Annotated in this window: 21 protein-coding genes, 1 tRNA gene and 1 pseudogene; 21 read left to right on the top strand and 2 right to left on the bottom strand. The window is 69.9% G+C overall.

Going from position 1 to position 20,843, the window contains the following annotated elements:
- Positions 1-575: hypothetical protein (locus tag L0H79_RS10590; protein ID WP_301484564.1), on the bottom strand; the 575-nt coding region annotated here is incomplete at its 3' end.
- Between the two features lie 278 nt (positions 576-853).
- Between L0H79_RS10590 and L0H79_RS10585 the strand changes: the two genes are divergently transcribed.
- Positions 854-1,657 (top strand): helix-turn-helix transcriptional regulator, encoded by an 804-nt coding sequence (locus tag L0H79_RS10585; RefSeq protein WP_301484563.1) that lies wholly within the window; start codon positions 854-856, stop codon positions 1,655-1,657.
- Between the two features lie 10 nt (positions 1,658-1,667).
- Here L0H79_RS10585 and L0H79_RS10580 read toward each other — a convergent pair.
- Positions 1,668-1,739 (bottom strand) — tRNA-Arg (locus tag L0H79_RS10580).
- Positions 1,740-1,841: 102 nt separating this feature from the next.
- Here L0H79_RS10580 and L0H79_RS10575 point away from each other — a divergent pair.
- The 20 genes and pseudogenes from L0H79_RS10575 to L0H79_RS10480 form a co-directional block, all read left to right on the top strand.
- On the top strand, positions 1,842-2,639 hold the full coding sequence (locus L0H79_RS10575) for a DALR anticodon-binding domain-containing protein (protein ID WP_301484562.1): 798 nt from the start codon (positions 1,842-1,844) through the stop codon (positions 2,637-2,639).
- A gap of 2 nt (positions 2,640-2,641) precedes the next feature.
- Positions 2,642-4,057: a diaminopimelate decarboxylase gene (lysA, locus tag L0H79_RS10570; protein WP_301484561.1), complete on the top strand. Its 1,416-nt coding sequence runs from the start codon at positions 2,642-2,644 to the stop codon at positions 4,055-4,057.
- 105 nt (positions 4,058-4,162) lie between these two features.
- A complete protein-coding gene (locus L0H79_RS10565) occupies positions 4,163-5,479 on the top strand; it encodes a homoserine dehydrogenase (RefSeq protein WP_301484560.1) in 1,317 nt (438 codons plus the stop codon).
- Positions 5,479-6,573 carry a threonine synthase gene (gene thrC / locus L0H79_RS10560; RefSeq protein ID WP_301484559.1) on the top strand — a complete coding sequence of 365 codons (1,095 nt, stop codon included), beginning with the start codon at positions 5,479-5,481 and terminating at the stop codon, positions 6,571-6,573. Before L0H79_RS10565 ends, thrC begins: the two co-directional genes overlap by 1 nt.
- A gap of 4 nt (positions 6,574-6,577) precedes the next feature.
- Positions 6,578-7,534 (top strand): homoserine kinase, encoded by a 957-nt coding sequence (gene thrB / locus L0H79_RS10555; protein WP_301484558.1) that lies wholly within the window; start codon positions 6,578-6,580, stop codon positions 7,532-7,534.
- Between the two features lie 319 nt (positions 7,535-7,853).
- Positions 7,854-9,647 carry a transcription termination factor Rho gene (gene rho / locus L0H79_RS10550; protein WP_301484565.1) on the top strand — a complete coding sequence of 598 codons (1,794 nt, stop codon included), beginning with the start codon at positions 7,854-7,856 and terminating at the stop codon, positions 9,645-9,647.
- A gap of 149 nt (positions 9,648-9,796) precedes the next feature.
- A complete protein-coding gene (gene rpmE / locus L0H79_RS10545) occupies positions 9,797-10,012 on the top strand; it encodes a 50S ribosomal protein L31 (RefSeq protein ID WP_301484557.1) in 216 nt (71 codons plus the stop codon).
- A gap of 97 nt (positions 10,013-10,109) precedes the next feature.
- Positions 10,110-11,189, top strand: a complete 1,080-nt coding sequence (prfA, locus tag L0H79_RS10540) for a peptide chain release factor 1 (protein ID WP_301484556.1) — start codon at positions 10,110-10,112, stop codon at positions 11,187-11,189.
- Positions 11,186-12,106 (top strand): peptide chain release factor N(5)-glutamine methyltransferase, encoded by a 921-nt coding sequence (gene prmC / locus L0H79_RS10535; protein ID WP_301484555.1) that lies wholly within the window; start codon positions 11,186-11,188, stop codon positions 12,104-12,106. Before prfA ends, prmC begins: the two co-directional genes overlap by 4 nt.
- 11 nt (positions 12,107-12,117) lie before the next feature.
- Positions 12,118-12,867: an L-threonylcarbamoyladenylate synthase gene (locus tag L0H79_RS10530; protein WP_301484554.1), complete on the top strand. Its 750-nt coding sequence runs from the start codon at positions 12,118-12,120 to the stop codon at positions 12,865-12,867.
- Positions 12,868-13,965 (top strand): MraY family glycosyltransferase, encoded by a 1,098-nt coding sequence (locus tag L0H79_RS10525; RefSeq protein WP_301484553.1) that lies wholly within the window; start codon positions 12,868-12,870, stop codon positions 13,963-13,965.
- Positions 13,966-14,098: 133 nt separating this feature from the next.
- On the top strand, positions 14,099-14,572 hold the full coding sequence (locus L0H79_RS10520; RefSeq protein ID WP_301484552.1) for a hypothetical protein: 474 nt from the start codon (positions 14,099-14,101) through the stop codon (positions 14,570-14,572).
- A gap of 14 nt (positions 14,573-14,586) precedes the next feature.
- Positions 14,587-14,838: an AtpZ/AtpI family protein gene (locus L0H79_RS10515; protein ID WP_301484551.1), complete on the top strand. Its 252-nt coding sequence runs from the start codon at positions 14,587-14,589 to the stop codon at positions 14,836-14,838.
- A gap of 115 nt (positions 14,839-14,953) precedes the next feature.
- Positions 14,954-15,739: a F0F1 ATP synthase subunit A gene (gene atpB, locus L0H79_RS10510; RefSeq protein ID WP_301484550.1), complete on the top strand. Its 786-nt coding sequence runs from the start codon at positions 14,954-14,956 to the stop codon at positions 15,737-15,739.
- A gap of 111 nt (positions 15,740-15,850) precedes the next feature.
- Positions 15,851-16,060, top strand: coding sequence for an ATP synthase F0 subunit C (gene atpE / locus L0H79_RS10505; RefSeq protein WP_301484549.1), 210 nt, complete (start codon positions 15,851-15,853; stop codon positions 16,058-16,060).
- A 58-nt stretch (positions 16,061-16,118) separates the two neighbouring features.
- Positions 16,119-16,715: a F0F1 ATP synthase subunit B gene (locus L0H79_RS10500; protein WP_301484548.1), complete on the top strand. Its 597-nt coding sequence runs from the start codon at positions 16,119-16,121 to the stop codon at positions 16,713-16,715.
- Entirely contained in the window at positions 16,715-17,527 is an 813-nt protein-coding gene (locus tag L0H79_RS10495; protein WP_301484547.1) for a F0F1 ATP synthase subunit delta, read from the top strand. Before L0H79_RS10500 ends, L0H79_RS10495 begins: the two co-directional genes overlap by 1 nt.
- 136 nt (positions 17,528-17,663) lie before the next feature.
- The gene (atpA, locus tag L0H79_RS10490) at positions 17,664-19,295 is read left to right on the top strand and encodes a F0F1 ATP synthase subunit alpha (RefSeq protein ID WP_301484546.1); all 1,632 of its coding nucleotides are present in this window, start codon (positions 17,664-17,666) and stop codon (positions 19,293-19,295) included.
- A 157-nt stretch (positions 19,296-19,452) separates the two neighbouring features.
- Positions 19,453-20,388 carry a F0F1 ATP synthase subunit gamma gene (locus tag L0H79_RS10485; protein ID WP_301484545.1) on the top strand — a complete coding sequence of 312 codons (936 nt, stop codon included), beginning with the start codon at positions 19,453-19,455 and terminating at the stop codon, positions 20,386-20,388.
- 28 nt (positions 20,389-20,416) lie between these two features.
- Positions 20,417-20,843 (top strand): annotated as a pseudogene (locus tag L0H79_RS10480) (F0F1 ATP synthase subunit beta); the annotation flags it as partial.

Below are 20,843 nucleotides of genomic sequence, written 5' to 3'. Positions count from 1 at the left end.
CGGGCCGTCAGCCCTCCGACGATGGTGTTGTCCTTGATGGTGAGGGTGTGCCCGAGCGGCGGCCAGCCCGGGTCGACGCACTCGTTGCCGGGGCCACCGCCGTTGATCGAGACGTGTCCGACGATCCGGTCGTTGTTGAGGTAGACGGCCAGTGCGTGGTCGGCGGTGATGCCACCCGTCACCGAGTCGTGCGACGGCTCATAGGGCCCAGGCCCCTCCGGTGACGGCTCACCGAGGGCGAAGATGGCGCCCTCGCCGACCCTGACGTGTCCGACGATGGTGGTGCTCTGGGGTCCCATGGCTGCGAAGACGCCGCCGGGCCGGACGGTGACGGGCCCGTGGACCCGGACCGTGGCACCGTCCGGCACCATGCACAGGCCCGAGACGACGAGTCCGCTGTAGGTGCCCGACTCGAGAACCTTCGCGTTCTTCGCGAAGTCCGGGTAGGGAGCCCAGTCTCCTCCGGCGCAGTGGAAAGGCCCTCCTTCGTGGGCCGACGCCGCGCCTGCTCCGGCGAGGCCGATCATCGCAGCCACCGCGCCGGCCGTGCCTGCCCGCGCCAGTCGATGTGTCATCCGTCCTCCTGTGCTTCCCGGCCCGGTCACGGGCCCCCTCCGGCCCGTCGGATGGCGGGTCGATCAGACCGTGCTCCTGAGCTGTCACCCAGTCGGTCCTCCCCGCAGGCGGGACGCGATCGGCCACCTGAGCGGCCGATGGTTCGCCTGGTTCCCCCCCATTACGCTGACACCGCCCTGCGGATCGGGGTATACGTAGAACGACGTATCTTCGGCGCGAGCCCCGTGAGTACCCGTCGCCGACAGGGGGCCGCTGACACCATGCGTAGGAGCAGGCGTTGGACAGTTCCTGGGGCGCGACCTTCCGCGACCTGCTGGACGAGCTTCGTGTCGAGCCCGCCCCGCCGAGGCGGGTGAGGCGAGCCCCGGGTGCTCAGGATGCGCTCGTGGCTGCGGCCGTCGTGCTGCCGGCCGACATCCTCGCCGCGCTGTGGCGTGCCATCCCGTGCGACTCGGTGACCCAGCTCGACCTGACCGTCGCGGGACGGGTCGGCGTTCACGTGCGGCACCCGGCCGAGTCCGCGGCGGGGAGACGAGATGCGCTGGTGCGCCTGAGCTCCCACGTCCTGCGCTGCCCCCTGTGCCTGGACCCGGTGCCGTTCGCGGACCACTACGGGGTGGCGAGCACACTCGATGCCTCCACCGCCGATGCGATCGGGTCGGCCGGTCCGCTCGCGCACTGCGAGGAACCAGGATCGCCACACCACGTGCTGGGTGGCGAAGCCCTGGTCGTCGGGCTGCCGGGGGGATCTTCGCGGGGAGCCCGGTTGGTCCTGTGCCGGCGGCGCTGCCCGTTCTCGGCCGACGAGCGACTCGGCCTCGGGCTGCTCCTGCCCCACCTGGCTGCGGCCTGCAACCGTCGCACGGACCGGCAACGGCTGGGGGCGATCACCCATCGGCAGCGCCAAGTGCTCGAGCTTGTCGCGCAGGGCTGCACGAACGCCGAGATCGGTGCCCGGCTGCTCGTCTCGACGGGAACCGTGCGCAAGCACCTCGACAACATCTTCGCAGAGCTGCACGTGTCCTCGCGGGCCGCGGCCGCGGCTCTCGTCCCGCCGGCGGAACGAGCCGACGGGGCGTGATCTGGTTCGGCGCCCCCGGCAGGATTCGAACCTGCGCTCCCGCCTCCGGAGGGCGGTGCTCTATCCCCTGAGCTACGGGGGCCATTGCGTTGTGACGCGCTGGTGAGAGTAGCAGCATCCTCGTCCGGACAGGGAATTCTGGACAGGGAATGCGGGTACCACCACCCCTCCTAGACTCTACGTCGTGACACCGGCGGACCTACGTGAGCTCGTGACCGACGTCGCGGCCCGGGCCGCCCGCGTCGGCGCGCTACCCGACGCGGCGGAGGCCGGCCCTCCGGAGGGCCCGCTCTTCCGCCCGATCGACCCACGGGACGCGGGCGTGGTTGCCGACTGGGGCAGCCCGGTGGCGCTCCGGTGGGCTCCAGCGCTCGGCCTCGAGCCGCGTGAGCTCGCCGACCTGCTCGCCGCGCGACTCGTCGCCGACCGGCGCATCAGTGCCGTCGAGGTCGCCCCGACCGGCTGGCTGGCCCTCACCGTCACTGACCTCGCCCGCGCTGCGGTCATCCCCGCGATCCTTGCCGCGCCGGACCGCTACGCCGTTCCCGTGGGCATCGTCGTCCCCGAAGTGCCCGACGAGCTGCCGGGCTCGAGGTCGCCTGGCGAGCCCGTCATGACCATCCAGCGCGCCCATGCCCGCCAGTGCCGACGCATCCGCAATGCATCCGCGGCCGGTGTCGAGTCGCGGGCCTCCGACCGGCTCGAGGAGCTGACCCATGTGTCCGAGCGGGTCCTGCTCGTGACGCTCGCAGACCTGCCACAGCGGCTGGCCCGTCACCCCGGCGACCGGGACCGCATGCTCGCGGCCGCTCTCGAGGTCGCGCGTCGCGCCGACGCCTGGATCCACCCGGAACGGCCGATGTCGGTGGGGGAGCACATCCGGCCCGTCCACGGAGCGCGGCTCTCGCTCGCCACCGCGACCCGCCACGTCTTGCGGACCGGACTGCACCTGCTCGGGGCCAGCGCTCCGGAAAGGATGTGATCGTGCGAGCACACGAAGCGGGAGCCCTGCACGCCGAGGGGTATCGGGGACCGGCCTGGCTGGAGACGCCGTTCGACGTCAACGCGCTCGTCCCCTCGTTGTGGGCCTCGTCCGTGACACGCGACGGTGACGGCGTCGTGACGGTCGGGGGCGTTCCCGCCACACGGCTGGCCCGTGAGTTCGGGACGCCGGCCTACGTCATCGACGAGACTGACTTCCGGCATCGTGCCAGGGAGTTCAAGCAGCAGTATGCCGCTGAGTTCACGCCGCTGTCCGGCGCTGACGTCTTCTATGCCGGCAAGGCGTTCCTCTGCACCGAGATCGCGAGGTGGGTCGAGCGGGAGGGCCTGAACCTCGACGTGTGCACGGGCGGCGAGCTGGCGGTCGCCCGCCGTGCCGGGTTCCCCGGCTCGCGGATCGGGATGCACGGCAACAACAAGAGCGTCGCCGAGATCCGCGGGGGGCTCGAGTACGGCGTGGCACGGATCGTGGTCGACTCCTTCGAGGAGATCGAACGCATCGCAGACGTCGCAGCGCAGCTCGGTGTCGTCGCGCCGGTCCTCGTGCGCGTCAACGTGGGCGTCGAGGCGCACACCCACGAGTTCATCGCGACAGCGCACGAGGACCAGAAGTTCGGTCTCTCGCTCGCGGGTGGCCAGGCTCTCGAGGCGGTTCGCAGGATCCTCGCCCGACCGGACACGTTGCGCCTCCTCGGCCTGCACAGTCACATCGGATCGCAGATCTTCGACACCTCCGGCTTCGAGGTCAGCGCCAGGCGCGTTCTCGGGCTGCATGCCATGCTGACCAAGGAGCTCGGCGCGGACCTGCCCGAGCTCGATCTGGGCGGTGGGTTCGGCATCGCCTACACGACCGAGCACGACCCCCAGCCGGCGTCACGCCTGGCCGCCGACATGGCCGACATCGTCGAGCGGGAGTGCCGGGCAGAGGGGGTACCGGTGCCGCGGATCTCGGTCGAACCAGGCCGGGCCATCGCGGGGCCGAGCACCTTCACGCTCTACGAGGTGGGCACGGTCAAGCCCGTCGCGCTCGACGGTGGCGCCTGCCGGGTCTACGTATCGGTGGACGGCGGGATGAGCGACAACATCCGCACCGCCCTCTACGACGCGCACTTCTCCTGCACCCTCGCCAACCGGTGCTCGCCGGCCGCACCGGCGCTCGCGCGCGTCGTGGGGCGGCACTGCGAGAGCGGCGACATTATCGTCATGGACGAGTTCCTGCCGGGAGATGTCGGCGCCGGTGACCTGATCGCGGTGCCGGGGACGGGTGCTTACTGCCGGGCCCTGTCGAGCCAGTACAACCACACGCCCCGCCCCCCGGTCGTCGCGGTGCGCGATGGCGCGGCTCGTGTCATCGTGCGGCGTGAGACGATCGACGACATCCTCGCCCTCGATGTGTGAGGTGGGGTGCGGCCCGGACCCCGTGCGGCGGCAGATCGTGCGGTCGTGCTGTCCGGATAGCGACACGATCGCCTCGACACCAGGGTTGGACGACAGGATTCACGCGTGGCAGGTCAAGTGAACAGCTCGGCACTGAGGGTGGCGCTCCTCGGGTGCGGGGTCGTCGGCAGTGCCGTCGCCCGCCTCCTGTCGGAGCACGCCGAAGACATGTGCGCCCGGGTCGGTGTGCCCCTGCAGATCGTCGGTATCGCGGTCCGGCGGGCGGGCCGGGACCGATCCGATGCCGGCGTCGACCCGGCTCTCTTCACGACCGACGCCGACGATCTCGTCACGCGGGCCGACCTCGTCGTCGAGGTCATCGGGGGCATCGAACCGGCCCGGTCCCTGATCCTGCGGGCCATGGCGCACGGCGCGTCCGTCGTCACCGCGAACAAGGCGCTGCTCGCGCAGGACGGCCCGACGCTCTACGCCGCAGCGGCCCGCAACGGCGTCGACCTCTACTACGAGGCGGCGGTCGCCGGGGCGATCCCGCTCCTCCGGCCCCTGCGAGAGTCGCTCGCCGGCGACGAGGTGCGCCAGGTCCTCGGCATCGTCAACGGCACGACGAACTACATCCTCGACAAGATGGACCGCACCGGGGCGGGCTTCGACGACGCGCTCGAGCAGGCCCAGGCGCTCGGCTACGCAGAGGCTGACCCGACCGCCGACGTCGAGGGCTTCGACGCGGCGGCCAAGGCGGCGATCCTCGCCTCGATCGCCTTCCACAGCAGGGTCGCGGGCCAGGACGTCCACCGGGAGGGCATCACCGAGGTGACGAGTGCCGACGTGGCGGCGGCGCGCGAGATGGACTGCGTCATCAAGCTGCTCGCCATCTGCGAGCGCGTCGACGACGGGATCTCCGTGCGGGTCCATCCCGCGATGATCCCGCGCAGCCACCCGTTGGCCGGCGTCGGCGACGCCTTCAACGCCGTCTTCGTCGAGGCCGACGCCGCCGGCCAGCTGATGTTCTACGGTCGTGGTGCGGGCGGTGACCCGACCGCATCGGCCGTCCTCGGTGACCTCGTGGCGGTCGCCCGGCACCGGGTGGCAGGTGGCGTGGGACCGGGCGAGTCGAGCTATGCCGACCTGCCGGTCCGCCCCATGGGCGAGGCCCTGACCCGCTACCACATCAGCCTCGAGGTGGCCGACCGCCCCGGTGTGCTCGCCAGGGTCGCCGCCGCCTTCGCCGACCACGACGTCTCGATCGAGACGGTGCGCCAGCGGCTCGTCCCCGCGGACGAGAGCCGTCCCGAGTCCGGCGCGAGCCTCGTCATCGTGACGCACACCGCGAGCGACGCGGCGCTGAGCGGGACGGTCGAGGCGCTGCATACCCTCGACGTGGTCCGCGAGGTGACCTCCGTCATGCGGGTGGAGGGAGCCTGATGGCATACCAGTGGCGGGGCGTGATCCCCGAGTACGCCGACCGGCTGCCCATGGTCGCGGGAGCACCGGTGGTGACGCTGCGCGAGGGCGGTACCCCGCTCATCCACGCAGAGAAGCTCTCCGCGCGCGTCGGTGCGCAGGTGCACCTGAAGTACGAGGGACTCAACCCCACGGGGTCGTTCAAGGACCGCGGGATGACGACGGCGATCTCCTTCGCTGCGGGCAAGGGAGCCAGGGCGGTCATCTGTGCGAGCACCGGCAACACGAGCGCGTCGGCCGCGGCATACGCGAGCAAGGCCGGTATGACGTGTGTCGTGCTCGTGCCCGACGGCAAGATCGCGATGGGCAAGCTGAGCCAGGCCATCGCCCATGGTGCGACCCTGCTGCAGGTCGAGGGCAACTTCGACGACTGCCTCACGCTGGCCCGCAAGCTCGCCGAGGCCTATCCGGTCGAGCTCGTCAACTCCGTGAACCCGGCCCGGATCGAGGGCCAGAAGACCGCCGCCTTCGAGGTCGTCGACGCCTTGGGCGACGCCCCCGAGATCCACTGCCTGCCGGTCGGCAACGCCGGGAACATCACCGCCTACTGGAAGGGCTACCGCGAGTACGCGTCGGACCCGTCCATCAGTGTCCAGCCGGGTCCGGCCACCCACCTGCCGGTCATGTGGGGCTTCCAGGCGGCCGGTGCGGCGCCGCTCGTGCTCGGCCACCCGGTCGAGCATCCCGAGACCATCGCGACCGCCATCCGGATCGGCAATCCCGCCTCGTGGCAGCAGGCGATCTCCGCCCGCGACGAGTCGGGCGGCCGCATCGACGCGGTGACCGACGAGCAGATCCTCGAGGCACACCGTTTCCTGTCTGCGCAGGAGGGCGTCTTCGTCGAGCCCGGCTCGGCGGCCTCGGTCGCCGGGCTCCTCGCGAGCCACCGTGCCGGGCTCGTGCCCGCCGGGGTCCGGATCGTCTGCACTGTGACGGGACACGGGCTCAAGGACCCACAATGGGCTCTCCGGCGAGCGGACGGGTCCGAGGTCGTGCCCGTCCGGGTGCCGGTGGATGCCTACTCGGCCGCACGCGCCCTCGGCCTGGAGGACTGAACCGGTGGCCGCAGTTCCCGGCGGCCGGTCGGTCCACGTGCGCGTCCCGGCGAGCACCGCCAACCTCGGGCCGGGCTTCGACTCGATCGGTCTCGCGCTCGGGCTGTGGGACGAGTACACCGTCACGACTCGGGACGAGCCCGGCCTGTCGATCGACGTCGCCGGTCACGGCGCCGACGAGGTCCCCACCGACGAGTCACACCTGGTCCACGCAACGATCCAGTACACGTGGCGTGAGCTCGGCTACGAACCACCGGCCGGCCTCGGACTGGTTGCCGGCAACGGCGTCCCGCATGGGCGTGGCCTCGGGTCGTCCGCGACGGCCATCGTCGCGGGGGTGGTTGCGGCCCAAGCGCTTTCGATGCTTGACCTGCCAGGCCGCGGCGACCCTGTCGAGCTCGACCTGGCGGCTGCGGGGCACCTCGCGAGTGTGCTCGAGGGCCACCCCGACAATGCGTCGGCCAGTGTCTACGGAGGGCTGACCGTCAGCTGGATGCCGGACCTGTCGGGGCGTGACCGGGCCGAGCGGACGGTGACGGCCCGACCCGTGCTGCATCCGGAGATCGAGGTCGTCGTCCTCGTCCCGGACGCCCAGCTCGCGACCCGGACGGCGAGGGCGGTGCTGCCGCGCGAGGTCCCGCTCGCCTCCGCCGCCGCGAACGCGGGACGGGCGGCCCTGCTCGTGCACGCGTTGACCGCCGAGCCCGGCTTCCTGCACGGGGCGACCCGAGACTGGTTGCACCAGGAGGCCCGGCGCGCCTCGTACCCGGCGTCGATGGCCCTCGTCGACGCGTTGCGCAGCGACGGGCATGCGGCGGTCATCTCGGGTGCGGGTCCGTCCGTCCTCGTCCTGACGACCCGGTCTGCCCGAGACGCCGTCACGCTGCCGCCGCAGTGGTTCGACTGGCACCGGCTCACGCCCGGGGTGCCCGTCGTCGGGGCGCAGGTCACTGCCTGCTGAGAGGCCCGGACCCGCCCGGTCCCCGGCCGGCCGTCTCGAGGCGGGCAGGTCGGGTCCCAGCCAACCGGCAGGACGAGTCGATGTTAGAGTTGCACCGCACTGAGGCCGCACAGCGTGCAGGTATGGTGCTCCACTCCCACAGAGAGGCTCCCCATCGCCTCTGACGCTTGCGCGTCACCGTGGGTCTCAACATGGTCCGTGCTCCGTCGCTGAGCACCGGGTCCCAGTCCGGCACCGAGGAGTCGTCCCGGGCCGCAAACGAGGGGAAGGATCCTTCGTGTCAGACACAACCACCCGACCGGTCCCCGGTCTCTCCGCGATGAAGCTCGACGAGCTCAAGTCGGTGGCGTCCTCGATGGGCATCAAGGGCACGGCCAAGATGCGCAAGAGTGACCTCGTCGCAGCGATCCGCGACCACCAGAGCGGCGGATCGTCCGAGCCGGCACCGCGGACCCCACGTCGAGCCACTCGTCAGGCTGGGGGGACCGTCACTCCCGAGGTGAGCGGGTCGCAGGTGACCGACCGTGCCGACGCACCGGCGGACGAGCGTGCCGGTGCGCAGCCGGGGCGGGGTGCGGCCACAGCGCCGCAGCCCCAGAGCGGGGACCGCGCGCGAGATGATCGCGACCGCCAGGAGCGTTCCGAGAGCCGCGGTGCCACGGACCAGCGGGGTGCAGACCGGCGGGGTGAGGACGACCGCAAGAACGGGTCGGACCGCAGCCAGCAGGACGGCGGCGACCGGCACGGCGAGGACAACGGCGAGGACCGTTCGGACCGCACGCAACCGGGCCAGGGCAACCGCCAGGGTCAGGTGCGCCAGCAGGCCGCCAACCGTGAGGATGACGACCGCGGCGCACGCCGGGGCCGGAACCGCAACAGGAACCGGGACCGCAAGCGGCGTGCGCAGGGTGGTCAGGACTGGAACGAGGCAGAGCCGCAGATCAACGAGGACGACGTCATCGTCCCGGTCGCCGGGATCCTCGACGTCCTCGACAACTATGCCTTCGTCAGGACGACGGGGTACCTGCCCGGCCCGAACGATGTGTACGTCTCCATCGGCATGGTCAAGAGACACGGCCTGCGCAAGGGCGATGCGATCACGGGTGCCGTGAAGGCGCTCCGCGACGGGGAGCAGCCATCGGGGCACGTCGGACGGCAGAAGTACAACGCGCTCGTCCGGCTCGACACCGTCAACGGCACCTCAGCCGAGGACGCCCTCAAGCGCGTGGAGTTCCACACGCTGATCCCTCTCTACCCCCAGCAGCGCCTCCGTCTCGAGACCGAGCCGCAGGCCCTGACGACCCGCGTCATCGACCTCATCGCGCCGATCGGCAAGGGCCAGCGCGGCCTGATCGTCGCGCCCGCCAAGGCGGGCAAGACCATGGTGATGCAGGCGATGGCCAACGCCATCACCACGAACAACCCCGAGTGCCACCTCATGGTCGTCCTGGTCGACGAACGTCCCGAAGAGGTCACCGAGATGCAGCGAGCCGTCAAGGGCGAGGTCATCTCCTCGACCTTCGACCGGCCGGCCGAGGACCATACGACGGTGGCCGAGCTCTCGATCGAGCGCGCCAAGCGCCTCGTCGAGCTCGGCCACGACGTGGTCGTCCTGCTCGACTCGATCACCAAGCTCGGGCGTGCCTACAACCTGGCCGCGCCCGCGAGTGGCCGCATCCTCTCGGGAGGCGTCGACTCGGCTGCCCTCTACCCACCGAAGAAGTTCTTCGGGGCAGCCCGCAACATCGAGAACGGCGGCTCGCTGACGATTCTCGCCACGGCGCTCGTAGAGACGGGCTCCAAGATGGACGAGGTGATCTTCGAGGAGTTCAAGGGCACCGGCAACATGGAGCTGCGCCTGTCCCGGGAGCTGGCCAACCGCCGGATCTTCCCGGCCGTCGACGTCAACGCCTCCGGTACCCGGCGCGAGGAGATCCTGCTCGCCTCCGAGGAGCTGAAGATCATGTGGAAGCTGCGCCGGGTCCTCGGGGCGCTCGAGGCGACCCAGGCGATCGAGCTCCTCCTCGACCGGCTCAAGAAGACGCGGACGAACTACGAGTTCCTCATGCAGGTGCAGCACAGCAGCAGCATCCACGCCGAAGACCAGGCCTGAGCCACGAACGGCCGTCCGGCCCCGGAATGCCAGAGCCCGCTCACGCGTTTGGGTCACTGTGCGCCGATCTGGCACACTCTTCCTTTGGACCGGTTCACGGCAGCATGCCTGAGGGCGCCGACCCGGCCATGGCATCGAGGAGAGAGACATTGAAGAAGGACCTTCACCCTGACTACGTGGAGACCGTGGTGACCTGCACCTGCGGCAACACGTTCACCACCCGCAGCACCGCGACCAGCGGCAGGATCAACGCCGACGTCTGCTCGCAGTGCCACCCGTTCTACACCGGCAAGCAGAAGATCCTCGACACCGGTGGCCGCGTCGCCCGGTTCGAGGCCCGCTACGGCAAGAAGGCCGCCAAGTAGCTCTCTCGTCCGCCGGCTCCACGACCACGGTCGTCGGGGCCGGCGTCGGCTTTCCGGCCGTCCCGGCTCGTCCGAGCCCGCAGCGTGAGGAACCATCGTGCTCGACACCGTGCAGTCGATCCTCGACGAGTACGCCGACCTCGAGGCCCGGCTCGCCGACCCCTCGGTCCACTCGGATCAGACCCTCGTGCGCACCCTCAACAAGCGCTACGCGCAGCTGGGTCCGGTCGTGGCGGCGGCCAGAGCCTGGCAGGCCGCCGGTGGTGACCTCGCCACTGCCCGGGAGCTCGCCCAGCAGGACCCGTCCTTCGCCGAGGAGGTGCCGGCGCTCGAGACGGTGCTCGGGCAGGCCGAGGAGCACCTGCGCCGGATGCTGGTGCCCCGCGACCCGGACGACGAGCGCAACGTCCTGCTCGAGATCAAGGCGGGGGAGGGAGGCGAAGAGTCGGCCCTCTTCGCCGCTGACCTGCTGCGGATGTACCTGCGCTACGCCGAGCATCACGGCTGGCGCACCGAGGTCGAGGACGCCACCGAGTCCGACCTCGGCGGCTACAAGGACGTACGCGTCTCGATCTCGGCCAAGGGCCACCCCCGTCCCGGTGAGGGGCCGTGGGCGCGCCTCAAGTACGAGGGTGGCGTGCACCGGGTCCAACGGGTTCCCGTGACGGAGTCCCAGGGCCGGATCCACACCTCGGCGGCCGGTGTGCTCGTCATGCCGGAGGTCGAGGACCAGGGCGAGGTCGAGATCGACCCCGCTGACCTGCGCGTCGACGTCTACCGCTCGTCGGGGCCGGGGGGCCAGAGCGTCAACACGACCGACTCCGCCGTCCGGATCACCCACCTGCCGACCGGGGTCGTCGTGTCGTGCCAGAACGAGAAGTCGCAGCTGCAGAACAAGGAGGCCGCCCTGCGTGTCCTGCGTGCCCGGCTGCGCCAGCTGGCCCAGGACGCGGCGGACGCCGAGGCGTCGGCCGCCCGACGCTCACAGGTGCGCACGGTCGACCGCTCCGAGCGGATCCGTACGTACAACTACCCGGAGAACCGCATCTCCGACCACCGCACCGGCTACAAGGCCTACAACCTCGGCCATGTCCTCGACGGGGACCTCGACGCCGTCGTGCAGTCGGCCGTCGCCGCGGACGAGGCGGCCCGTCTCGCCGAGATCGCCCAGTCGTGACCGGCCTTCGCACGCTCGTCCGGGCCGGGGCCCACACCCTCGCCCAGGCCGGTATCGCCTCCGCGGACGTGGACGCGCTCGCGCTCGCGGCCCACGTGTTGCGCGTCGAGACCTCCGAGGTGCGTCGTCGGATGGTGCTCGGGGGGGACCTCCCGACCGGTTTCGAGGACGCGTATGCCGCCCAGCTCGCCGAGCGGGCCCGCCGGGTGCCGCTTCAGCACCTGACCGGACGAGCCCACTTCCGCCGGATCACCCTCGCGGTGGGCCCGGGGGTCTTCGTGCCCCGCCCCGAGACCGAGGTACTCGTCGGCCTCGCCCTGGCCGAGATCGACCGACTCACCGGTCTCGGCCGCGAGGTGGGGGAGGGGGGCGGCGGCATACGGCTGGTCGACCTGTGCGCCGGGTCGGGCGCGATCGCCTTCGCCGTCAAGGACGAACGCCCGGACACCGCCGTACGAGCCCTCGAGCTGTCCGACGAGGCCTTGGCCTGGGCACGGCACAACCGGGCCCTGCTCGACCTCGACGTCGAGCTCGTTCAGGGCGATGCGACCCTGCCCTGTTTCGCGGACTGGGCCGGCACCGTCGACGTCGTCACGGTGAACCCGCCCTACATTCCCGCGGACGCGACTCCGATCGAGGTCGAGGTGCGCGACCACGACCCGGGGCTCGCTCTCTACGGCGGCGGTGGCGACGGCCTCGCCATCGCGGTACGCATCGCAGGCGTAGCCGCCTCGATGCTGCGGCCGGGAGGCTTGTTGCTCATGGAACACGCTGAGTCGCAAGGTGGCTCACTGCCAGCCGCCCTGACGAGCGCAGGCGCCTGGACGGAGGTCGGCGACCACCTCGACCTCTGCGCCCGACCACGGGTGACGTCCGCGCGGACAGCGTCCCGGGGGCGCCTCATGGACGCGGACTAGGCTGCACTGCCATGACCGAGGTCTTCGACTGCATGGACGATGTGTCCCGTGCAGACGGGATCGCCGCCGCCGTGGCAGCGCTGCACCGGGGCCAGGTCGTCGTCCTGCCGACCGACACCGTCTACGGGATCGGCTGCGATGCCTTCGACCCGGGCGCGGTCGAGTCCGTACTGACGGCCAAGGGGCGCGGTCGCGACATGCCCCCACCCGTGCTGATCCCGACGAGCCGGACCGCACTCGGGCTCGCGACCTCCGTCCCCGACTATGCGACGACCCTGATGGAGCGGTTCTGGCCCGGCCCGCTGACCATCGTCCTGCGGGCGCACCCCTCGCTGCACTGGGATCTCGGCGACACGAACGGGACCGTGGCCCTGCGTGTTCCCGACCACCCCGTGGCTCTGGAGCTGCTCGGGCAGGTCGGCCCGATGGCCGTGACGAGCGCCAACACCACGGGCGTACCCCCTGCCCGGACTGCCGCCCAGGCACGCGACATGCTCGGGGAGAGCGTCGCGGTCTACCTCGACGCCGGCCCGGTGGGGCAGGCCGACCCGTCGACGATCGTCGACTGCACCGGTGCCCACCCCCTCACCCTGCGGCTCGGCGCGCTGGGCCAGAGCGAGATCGACGCCGTACTGGTGGCACCTGCCGAGCCCGTCGTTGCGCGCACGCAGCCGGGCCGGGCCGAGCCGGAAGACGATCCGGCGCGCAGGGCCGAGTCCGACAGCGCCGGGAACGCGAGCGCCGGGAACGCGAGCGCCTAGGTGCACGAGTACCTGCTCATCCTCGTCGTCGCGGCGGCAGTGACCTACATCGTGACGCCGTTCGTGCGCAGTCTCGCCGTCGCGACCGGTGCCTTCACCCCGGTCCGAGCCCGGGACGTCCACACGACCCCGATCCCACGGCTGGGGGGAGTGGGGATCTACCTCGGCTTCGTCTCAGCCACGATCGTTGCCCGGTCGCTGCCCTACCTGGGCACGCTCTTCTCCGACCGACAGATCCTCGGCATCGTCGCGGGCGGAGGGATCGTCTGCCTCCTGGGTGCCTTCGACGACATCCGTGAGCTCGACTGGCTCACCAAGCTCGCCGGGCAGGTCCTGGCCGCGGGCCTGATGGCCTACGCAGGTGTCCAGCTGCTCTCGCTGCCCGTCTTCGGGGTCACGATCCTGCCGACCCCGGTCCTGGTCGCCGTCACCGTGCTCGTCGTCATCGTGTCGACCAACGCGGTCAACTTCATCGACGGCCTCGACGGGCTGGCCGCCGGTGTCGTCGGCATCGCGGCGCTCGCCTTCTTCATGTACTCCTACATCGTGTCCCGCTCGTTCGTCCCGGCCAACGTCTTCTCCACCGCGACCTTCGTCTCCGCCGCCCTGGTCGGCTGCTGCGCCGGCTTCCTGCCCCACAACTTCCACCCGGCCCGGCTCTTCATGGGCGACTCCGGGGCCCTGACGCTCGGACTGCTCCTGTCCGCGGCGACGATCACCCTGACCGGCAACGTCGATCCGGGCGACGTGACTGCCAACCAGGTCACCGCCGCGTTCCTGCCCGTCCTGGTGCCTCTCGCGGTGCTCCTGCTGCCACTGCTCGACATGGTGCTCGCCGTCGTGCGCCGCACCCGAGCCGGACAACGGCCCTGGCAACCGGACGCCAAGCACCTGCACCACAAGATGCTACGGATCGGCCATGGACACCGGCGGGCCGTGCTCATCCTCTACATGTGGGCTGCCATCGTGGCGCTCGGCTCCGTCTCGCTGGTCATCTGGAGCGGCTGGACCCCGGTCCTCGTCGTGCTCGGCGCCGCGGTCGTCGGCGTCGTGCTCACCGTCTGGCTGCCCAAGTGGAGGCCGGTGAACCGCTTGTGATAGCCTTCACAAGCCCTGAGGGGGAGCCTGGGAACCAGCCTCGAGAGCTCCTGACCCGAGGCGCGAAACCCATTGATCCACAACGAGTTCGAACATTCACCACGACGCCGCCGACGCACTAGGCAGGTCCTCCTTGAGCGCCCACTCCGGCCACGACGCATCGCAGTCCGATGCGTTCACGCAGCTGCTTCGCGGGTGCCTCCTGCCGACTCTCGCAGCGGCCGTGGTCTGCGTCGTGGTCGCCTTCTTCTCCAGCCCGATGGCCGCCTGGTCGGCCGCCTTCGGCGCGGTACTCGTCATCGGCTTCTTCGGCTTGACCCTGCTCATCATGAAGCGCACCGCCGACCTGCCGCCCACGACGACCATGATCGTCGTGATGGTCGCCTACACGCTCAAGGTCGCCGCTCTGGGCGTGGCGATGTTCCTCGTGCGTGACGCGAGCTGGCTCTCCGGCTTCGCGGTCGGGGTGAGCATCACCGTGTGCGCCGTCGTCTGGCTCTTCTTCGAGATGCGCGCCTACAAGAAACTGCGGATCTTCGTCTACGACCCCGACGACGGCTCCTCGCTCGACCCGGATCCGCGACGGGAGCTGCAGGATGGGTCCTGAGATCGGAGGCCGGTATGACGACACCATCGTCCGGACCCTCATCGTCCGACGAGGAGGCCAGGGAGCGCCAGCGGGCGCTCAACACGGCGACGGCAGACTCCGCCTGGCGCGTCGTCGCCTACCTGCTGTCCGGGCCGCTCTTCTACGGAGGTCTCGGCTACCTGTTGGACCGCTGGCTCGGGACATCGTGGATCGTCGGAGTCGGCATGGTCGGCGGCATGGCGCTGTCGTTGTACCTTGTCTGGTTCCGGTACGGTACCCACTGAACGGTGCGTGTCGGACGCGCGCTAGCACACCGGGATCACCGTCCGCTGGGAGCGGCATCCGCCGCTTCACATCCCTGACCACCCGTCGCGCCCCGCGCAGTCGAAGGAGTTCCCTGTGAGCATCGTGGCCGCCGTCGTGCCGACGGACTTCACGCCGCCGGGCACCGAGGACTTCTGGATCCCCCTGATCGGCGAGGGAGCATGGGCGTTCACCCGGGCCAGCCTGCTCGCGGTCATCTCGGTGGGCCTGCTCTGGTGGTGGCTGCACGCGACCACGAAGAAGCGGGCGCTCGTGCCGAGCAAGGGACAGATGACCACGGAGGCGGTCTACACCTTCGTGCGCAACGACATCGGCAGGGACCTCATCGGCAGCAAGGAGTTCATGAGGTTCGTCCCGTTCCTCTTCTCGCTGTTCGTCTTCATCCTGATCAACAACCTGTTCGGCGTCGTCCCGCCGTTCCAGAACTCCACCATGGGCCGGATCGGCTTCCCGGCCGCTCTGACGATCATCGTCTTCGTCATGTACCACTGGCTGGGCATCAAGAAGCACGGCTTCATGGGCTACTGGAAGTCCCTGGTGCCCTCGGGCCTGCCCAAGCCCATGGTCCCGATGATCTTCTTCCTCGAGCTGATCACCGACCTGTTCACCAGGCCTGTCACGCTCGCCCTCCGACTCTTCGGCAACATGTTCGCCGGCCACATCATGATGCTGCTGTTCATCGGCGGCGGGTGGTACATGCTGACGAACGGCGGCATCGTCCTGCCGATCGCCGGTGGCGTGACGTGGATCATGGCCGTGGTGATGACCGTCTTCGAGCTCGTCGTCGAGGTCCTGCAGGCCTACGTCTTCACCCTGCTCGCCGCGCTGTACATCGGTGGCGCGCTGGCCGACGAACACTGACGACCGGGCAGCCGCTGACCGAGACTCGACCCGAACCACCCGGAAGTACCAGTTCGACACAGCCTCGCTGGCACCGGCCAGCGGGACCGACACAAAGGAAACGGAATACACATGACCGGCAACATCGCCATCCTCGGTTACGGCCTGTCCGCCATCGGCCCCGGTATCGGTGTCGGCCTGATCTTCGCTGCCTTCATCAACGGCGTCGCCCGCCAGCCCGAGGCCCGCGGCATGCTCCAGCCGATCGCCTTCCTCGGCTTCGCCATCGCCGAGGCACTCGCCATCTTCGGTCTGGCCCTCGCCTTCGTCTTCCGGTCCTGAGCGCGGCCGACGACAGTCGACTCCGGCGACCATCGGCCATTCGTGAAATGTTGAGGAGATGCGCATGCACGCATTGACGTTCCCCGCCGCAGGCGAGGGAAGCGGCTGGGGCTCGGCGCCCCCGATCCTGCCGCACCCGCTGGAGCTGATCTTCGGGCTGGTGACCTTCGCGATCTTCTACTGGCTGTTCAAGAAGTTCATCTGGCCGCGCCTCGAGACGGTCTTCGACGAGCGTGCCGCCGCCATCGAAGGCGGCATCAGCAGGGCCGAGGAGGCCCAGGCCCAGGCCCAGGCCGCGCTGCACGAGTACCAGGCCCAGCTGACGCAGGCGCGTGCCGAGGCCTCCCGGATCCGCGAGGACGCGAAAGCCCAGGGCGCCCAGATCATCGCCGAGATGAAGCAGCAGGCCGGGGTCGAGGCTGCCCGGCTCACCGAGACCGCCCAGAAGCAGATCGAGGCGGAGCGCCAGCAGGCCCTCGTCTCGCTGCGTGGCGACGTCGGCCGGATCTCGACCGACCTCGCGAGCCGGATCGTCGGCGAGTCGCTTCACGACGAGACGCGTCAGCGTGGCATCGTCGACCGCTTCCTCGCCGAGCTCGAGTCCGGTGACATCGTCCGCGAGAAGGTCGGCGCCGTCGAGGGCGAGGACGCCTGATGCAGGGCTCCTCCCGCGCCGCCGCCACTGCCAGCCGTGACGCCTTCCGCGACGCGCTCGTGGCCGGTGCCACCCCGGGCCTGCTCGGGGACGAGCTGTTCGCCGTGCTGGCGACGCTCGACTCGAGCTCCACGCTTCGGCGCGCGCTCGCCGACAGCTCGCGCGAGGCTGCGGAGAAGCAGGCCCTTGCCGAGCGGCTCTTCACCGGCAAGGTCAGCGACGCCACGGTACGGGTGCTCTCGGTCGTCAGCGGTGAGCGGTGGTCCACCGAGCGTGACCTCACGGACACGATCGAGGCGCTCGCCGTCGAGTCTGTCATCGCGACTGCCGAGGCCGGCGACCGCGCCGACCGGGTGGAGGACGAGCTGTTCCGCTTCGAGCGGCTGGTCGCTGCCGACAGCGGCCTGCACGCCGCCCTCGCCACGCAGACCGCTCCGACCGACTCGCGGGTCGGGCTGGTGGACGACCTGCTGTCGGGCAAGGTCGCCGAGCAGACCCTGACGCTCGCCCGGCAGGCCGTCTCCCACCCGCGGGGCCGCCGCTTCGACCGGACCATCGAGACCTACCTCGACCTCGCCGCGAGACGCCGCGAGCAGCAGACCGCGACCGTGACGTCCGCCCTGCCGCTGTCTGACCGGGAGCGCGATCGCCTCGCCGCGGGTCTCGCGACGATCTACGGAGGGAAGGTCCACGTGAACACCGTCGTCGACCCCAGGGTCATGGGCGGGATCAAGGTCGAGATCGGTGACGAGCTCATCGACGGGACCGTCCTGCGCAAGCTCGAGGGCGCTCGCCGCGCCATGGGCGCCTGAGCCACGCTGTGCGGACACGAGCGAGACACGGAGCACCGATCCGGTTCGAGCGCCACACAGCTTGGAACCAGCAGACATCAGCAGCAACAAACCTGCGGCCCGCACTGGTGGGCCACGACGAGGAGAAGATCATCAGATGACGGAGCTCTCGATCCGTCCGGAGGAGATCCGGGACGCACTGGACTCGTTCGTCCGGTCCTATCAGCCCGGCGCGGCCTCCCGGGAAGAGGTCGGCCGTGTCACCGACGCCGGTGACGGTATCGCTCACGTCGAGGGCCTGCCCTCGGCCATGACCAACGAGCTGCTGCAGTTCGAGGACGGCACGCTCGGCCTCGCGCTCAACCTCGACGTGCACGAGATCGGTGTCGTCGTGCTCGGTGACTTCGACGGCATCGAGGAGGGCCAGTCGGTCAAGCGCACCGGCGAGGTCCTCTCGGTCCCGGTCGGGGACAGCTTCCTCGGCCGCGTCGTCGACCCGCTCGGCAAACCGATCGACGGGCTCGGCGAGATCAAGACCACCGAGCGGCGCGCGCTCGAGCTGCAGGCGCCGACGGTGGTCCAGCGCAAGTCGGTCCACGAGCCGCTCCAGACCGGCATCAAGGCCGTCGACTCCATGACGCCCATCGGCCGCGGACAGCGCCAGCTCATCATCGGTGACCGCCAGACCGGCAAGACGACGGTCGCGATCGACACGATCATCAACCAGAAGCGCAACTGGGAGTCCGGCGACCCCACCGCGCAGGTCCGCTGCATCTACGTGGCCATCGGCCAGAAGGGCTCGACGATCGCGTCGGTCCGCGGCACCCTCGAGGAGGCCGGCGCCCTCGAGTACACCACGATCGTCGCGGCCCCCGCGTCCGACTCGGCGGGCTTCAAGTACCTGGCCCCCTACACCGGCTCGGCCATCGGCCAGCACTGGATGTACCAGGGCAAGCACGTCCTCATCGTCTTCGACGACCTCTCCAAGCAGGCCGAGGCATACCGGGCCGTGTCGCTGCTGCTGCGCCGCCCGCCGGGCCGCGAGGCCTACCCGGGTGACGTCTTCTACCTGCACAGCCGCCTGCTCGAGCGCTGCGCCAAGCTGTCCGACGACCTCGGCGCCGGCTCGATGACCGGCCTGCCAATCATCGAGACGAAGGCTGGTGACGTCTCGGCCTACATCCCGACCAACGTCATCTCGATCACCGACGGCCAGATCTACCTGCAGGCCGACCTGTTCAACGCCAACGTTCGCCCCGCGATCGACGTGGGTATCTCCGTCTCCCGTGTCGGCGGCGCGGCGCAGATCAAGGCCATGAAGTCGGTCGCCGGCCGGCTCAAGCTCGACCTGGCCCAGTTCCGGGCCATGGAGGCGTTCGCCATGTTCGCCTCCGACCTCGACCCGGCCTCCCGGGCCCAGCTCGCCCGTGGCGCCCGCCTCGTCGAGCTGCTCAAGCAGCCGCAGAGCAACCCCTACCCGGTCGAGGAGCAGGTCGTCTCCATCTGGGCCGGTACTGCGGGCCAGCTCGATGATGTTGCCGTCGAAGACATCCGCCCGTTCGAGTCCGAGCTGCTCGAGACGCTCCGACGAGACGGCAGCATCCTGCAGACCATCCGTGAGACGAAGAAGCTCGACGACGACACGGTGAACGCCCTCGAGAAGGTCGTCGCCGACGTCAAGGAGTACTTCCGTGGCACCGGGCGTGACGGCCTGCAGGCCGGCACCGAAGAGGTCGAAGAGCTCGACGACGATGCCATCAACCAGGCGAAGATCATCAAGAACAAGTGATCGCAGCCCGGATGCCGCTGGGCTGAGCGCGATCTCGCCCAGCGGCATCCGGCCCGGCTGGGTCGTTGATCCGGACCGTCAGTAGACGAACGCGTAAGAACGACCAACCACGAACAACGGCACGACCCAGACACTCAGACACAGAGAGGCGGAGCACATGGGAGCGCAGATGCGGATCTACCGCCAGCGCATCAAGTCCGTCAGCTCCATCAAGAAGATCACCAACGCGATGGAGCTGATCGCGGCCGCCCGTGTCGTCAAGGCGCGCCAGCGGGCCACCGAGGCCATGCCCTACACGACCGCTCTGACCCGTGCGGTGAGTGCAGTGGCGACCAACACCAACGAGGACCACCCGCTCACCACCTCGAGCTCTGACGCCAAGCGCGCGGGCGTCGTGATCATCGCGGCCGACCGTGGGCTCGCCGGGGCCTATTCCGTCTCGGCGATCAAGCGGGCGGTCGAGCTGATGAACCACCTGCAGGGTGAGGGCATGGAGGTGGTTCCCTACCTCGTCGGTCGTAAGGCAGTCAGCTACTTCAAGTTCCGCAGCCGCGAGTTCGCGCAGGAGTGGACCGGCTTCTCCGACGCCCCGACCTTCGAGAACGCCAAGGAGATCGCCGACCGCATCACGGCCGACTTCCTCAAGGACTGGGACGAGGGCGGCCACGACGAGATCCACGTCGTCTTCACCCGGTTCCGGTCGATGGTGCGCCAAGATCCCCACGTGCTGCGCCTGTTGCCCCTCGAGGTCGTCGACGCCAGCGACGCGGGCGAAGAGGGGCTCGACCTCAGCGTGAACCAGTACGAGGAGGGCGAGATCGCGCCCGAGTACGACTTCGAACCCGGTGCGGCCGAGGTGCTCGACCAGCTGTTGCCGAAATACGTGCGTAACCGCATCTACACCGCCCTGCTCAGCGCGTCGGCCTCCGAGCTGGCCGCACGGCAGCGGGCGATGAAGTCGGCGACCGACAACGCGGGCGACCTCATCAAGCGTTACGAGCGCCTCGCCAACCAGGCCCGTCAGGCCAGCATCACCCAAGAGATCAGCGAAATCGTGGGCGGCGCAGACGCCCTCGCCGACGCCAAGAAGTAACGCCCACAGGTAAGGAAGCGTGAACACCATGACCGCAACGCTCAGCGACAACGCGGTGTCGTCCGAACAGGGCAGCGTCGGGCGCATCTCGCGCATCATCGGCCCGGTCGTCGACGTCGAGTTCCCCGGCGACGCGATGCCCCAGCAGTACAACCTGCTCACCACCGAGGTCACCCTTCTCGGCGAAACGAAGAACATCAACCTCGAGGTCGCCCAGCACATCGGTGACAACATGGTGCGGGCCATCTCGCTCCAGCCGACCGATGGCCTGGTGCGCGGTTCGGCCGTTCAGGACACCGGCGGCCCGATCACGGTCCCCGTGGGCGACATCACCCTGGGCAAGGTCTTCAACGCCACCGGCGCGGTCATGAACCTGGCCGAGGGCGAGACGTTCGAGGTGAAGGAGCGGTGGGGTATTCACCGTAAGGCGCCCGCCTTCGACCAGCTCGAGAGCA

The sequence above is a fragment of the Intrasporangium sp. genome, assembly GCF_030452765.1.
Classification (GTDB): domain Bacteria; phylum Actinomycetota; class Actinomycetes; order Actinomycetales; family Dermatophilaceae; genus Intrasporangium_A.
The sequence above is the reverse complement of the archived record's forward strand: the minus strand, read 5'-3'. Positions and strand labels throughout refer to the sequence as shown.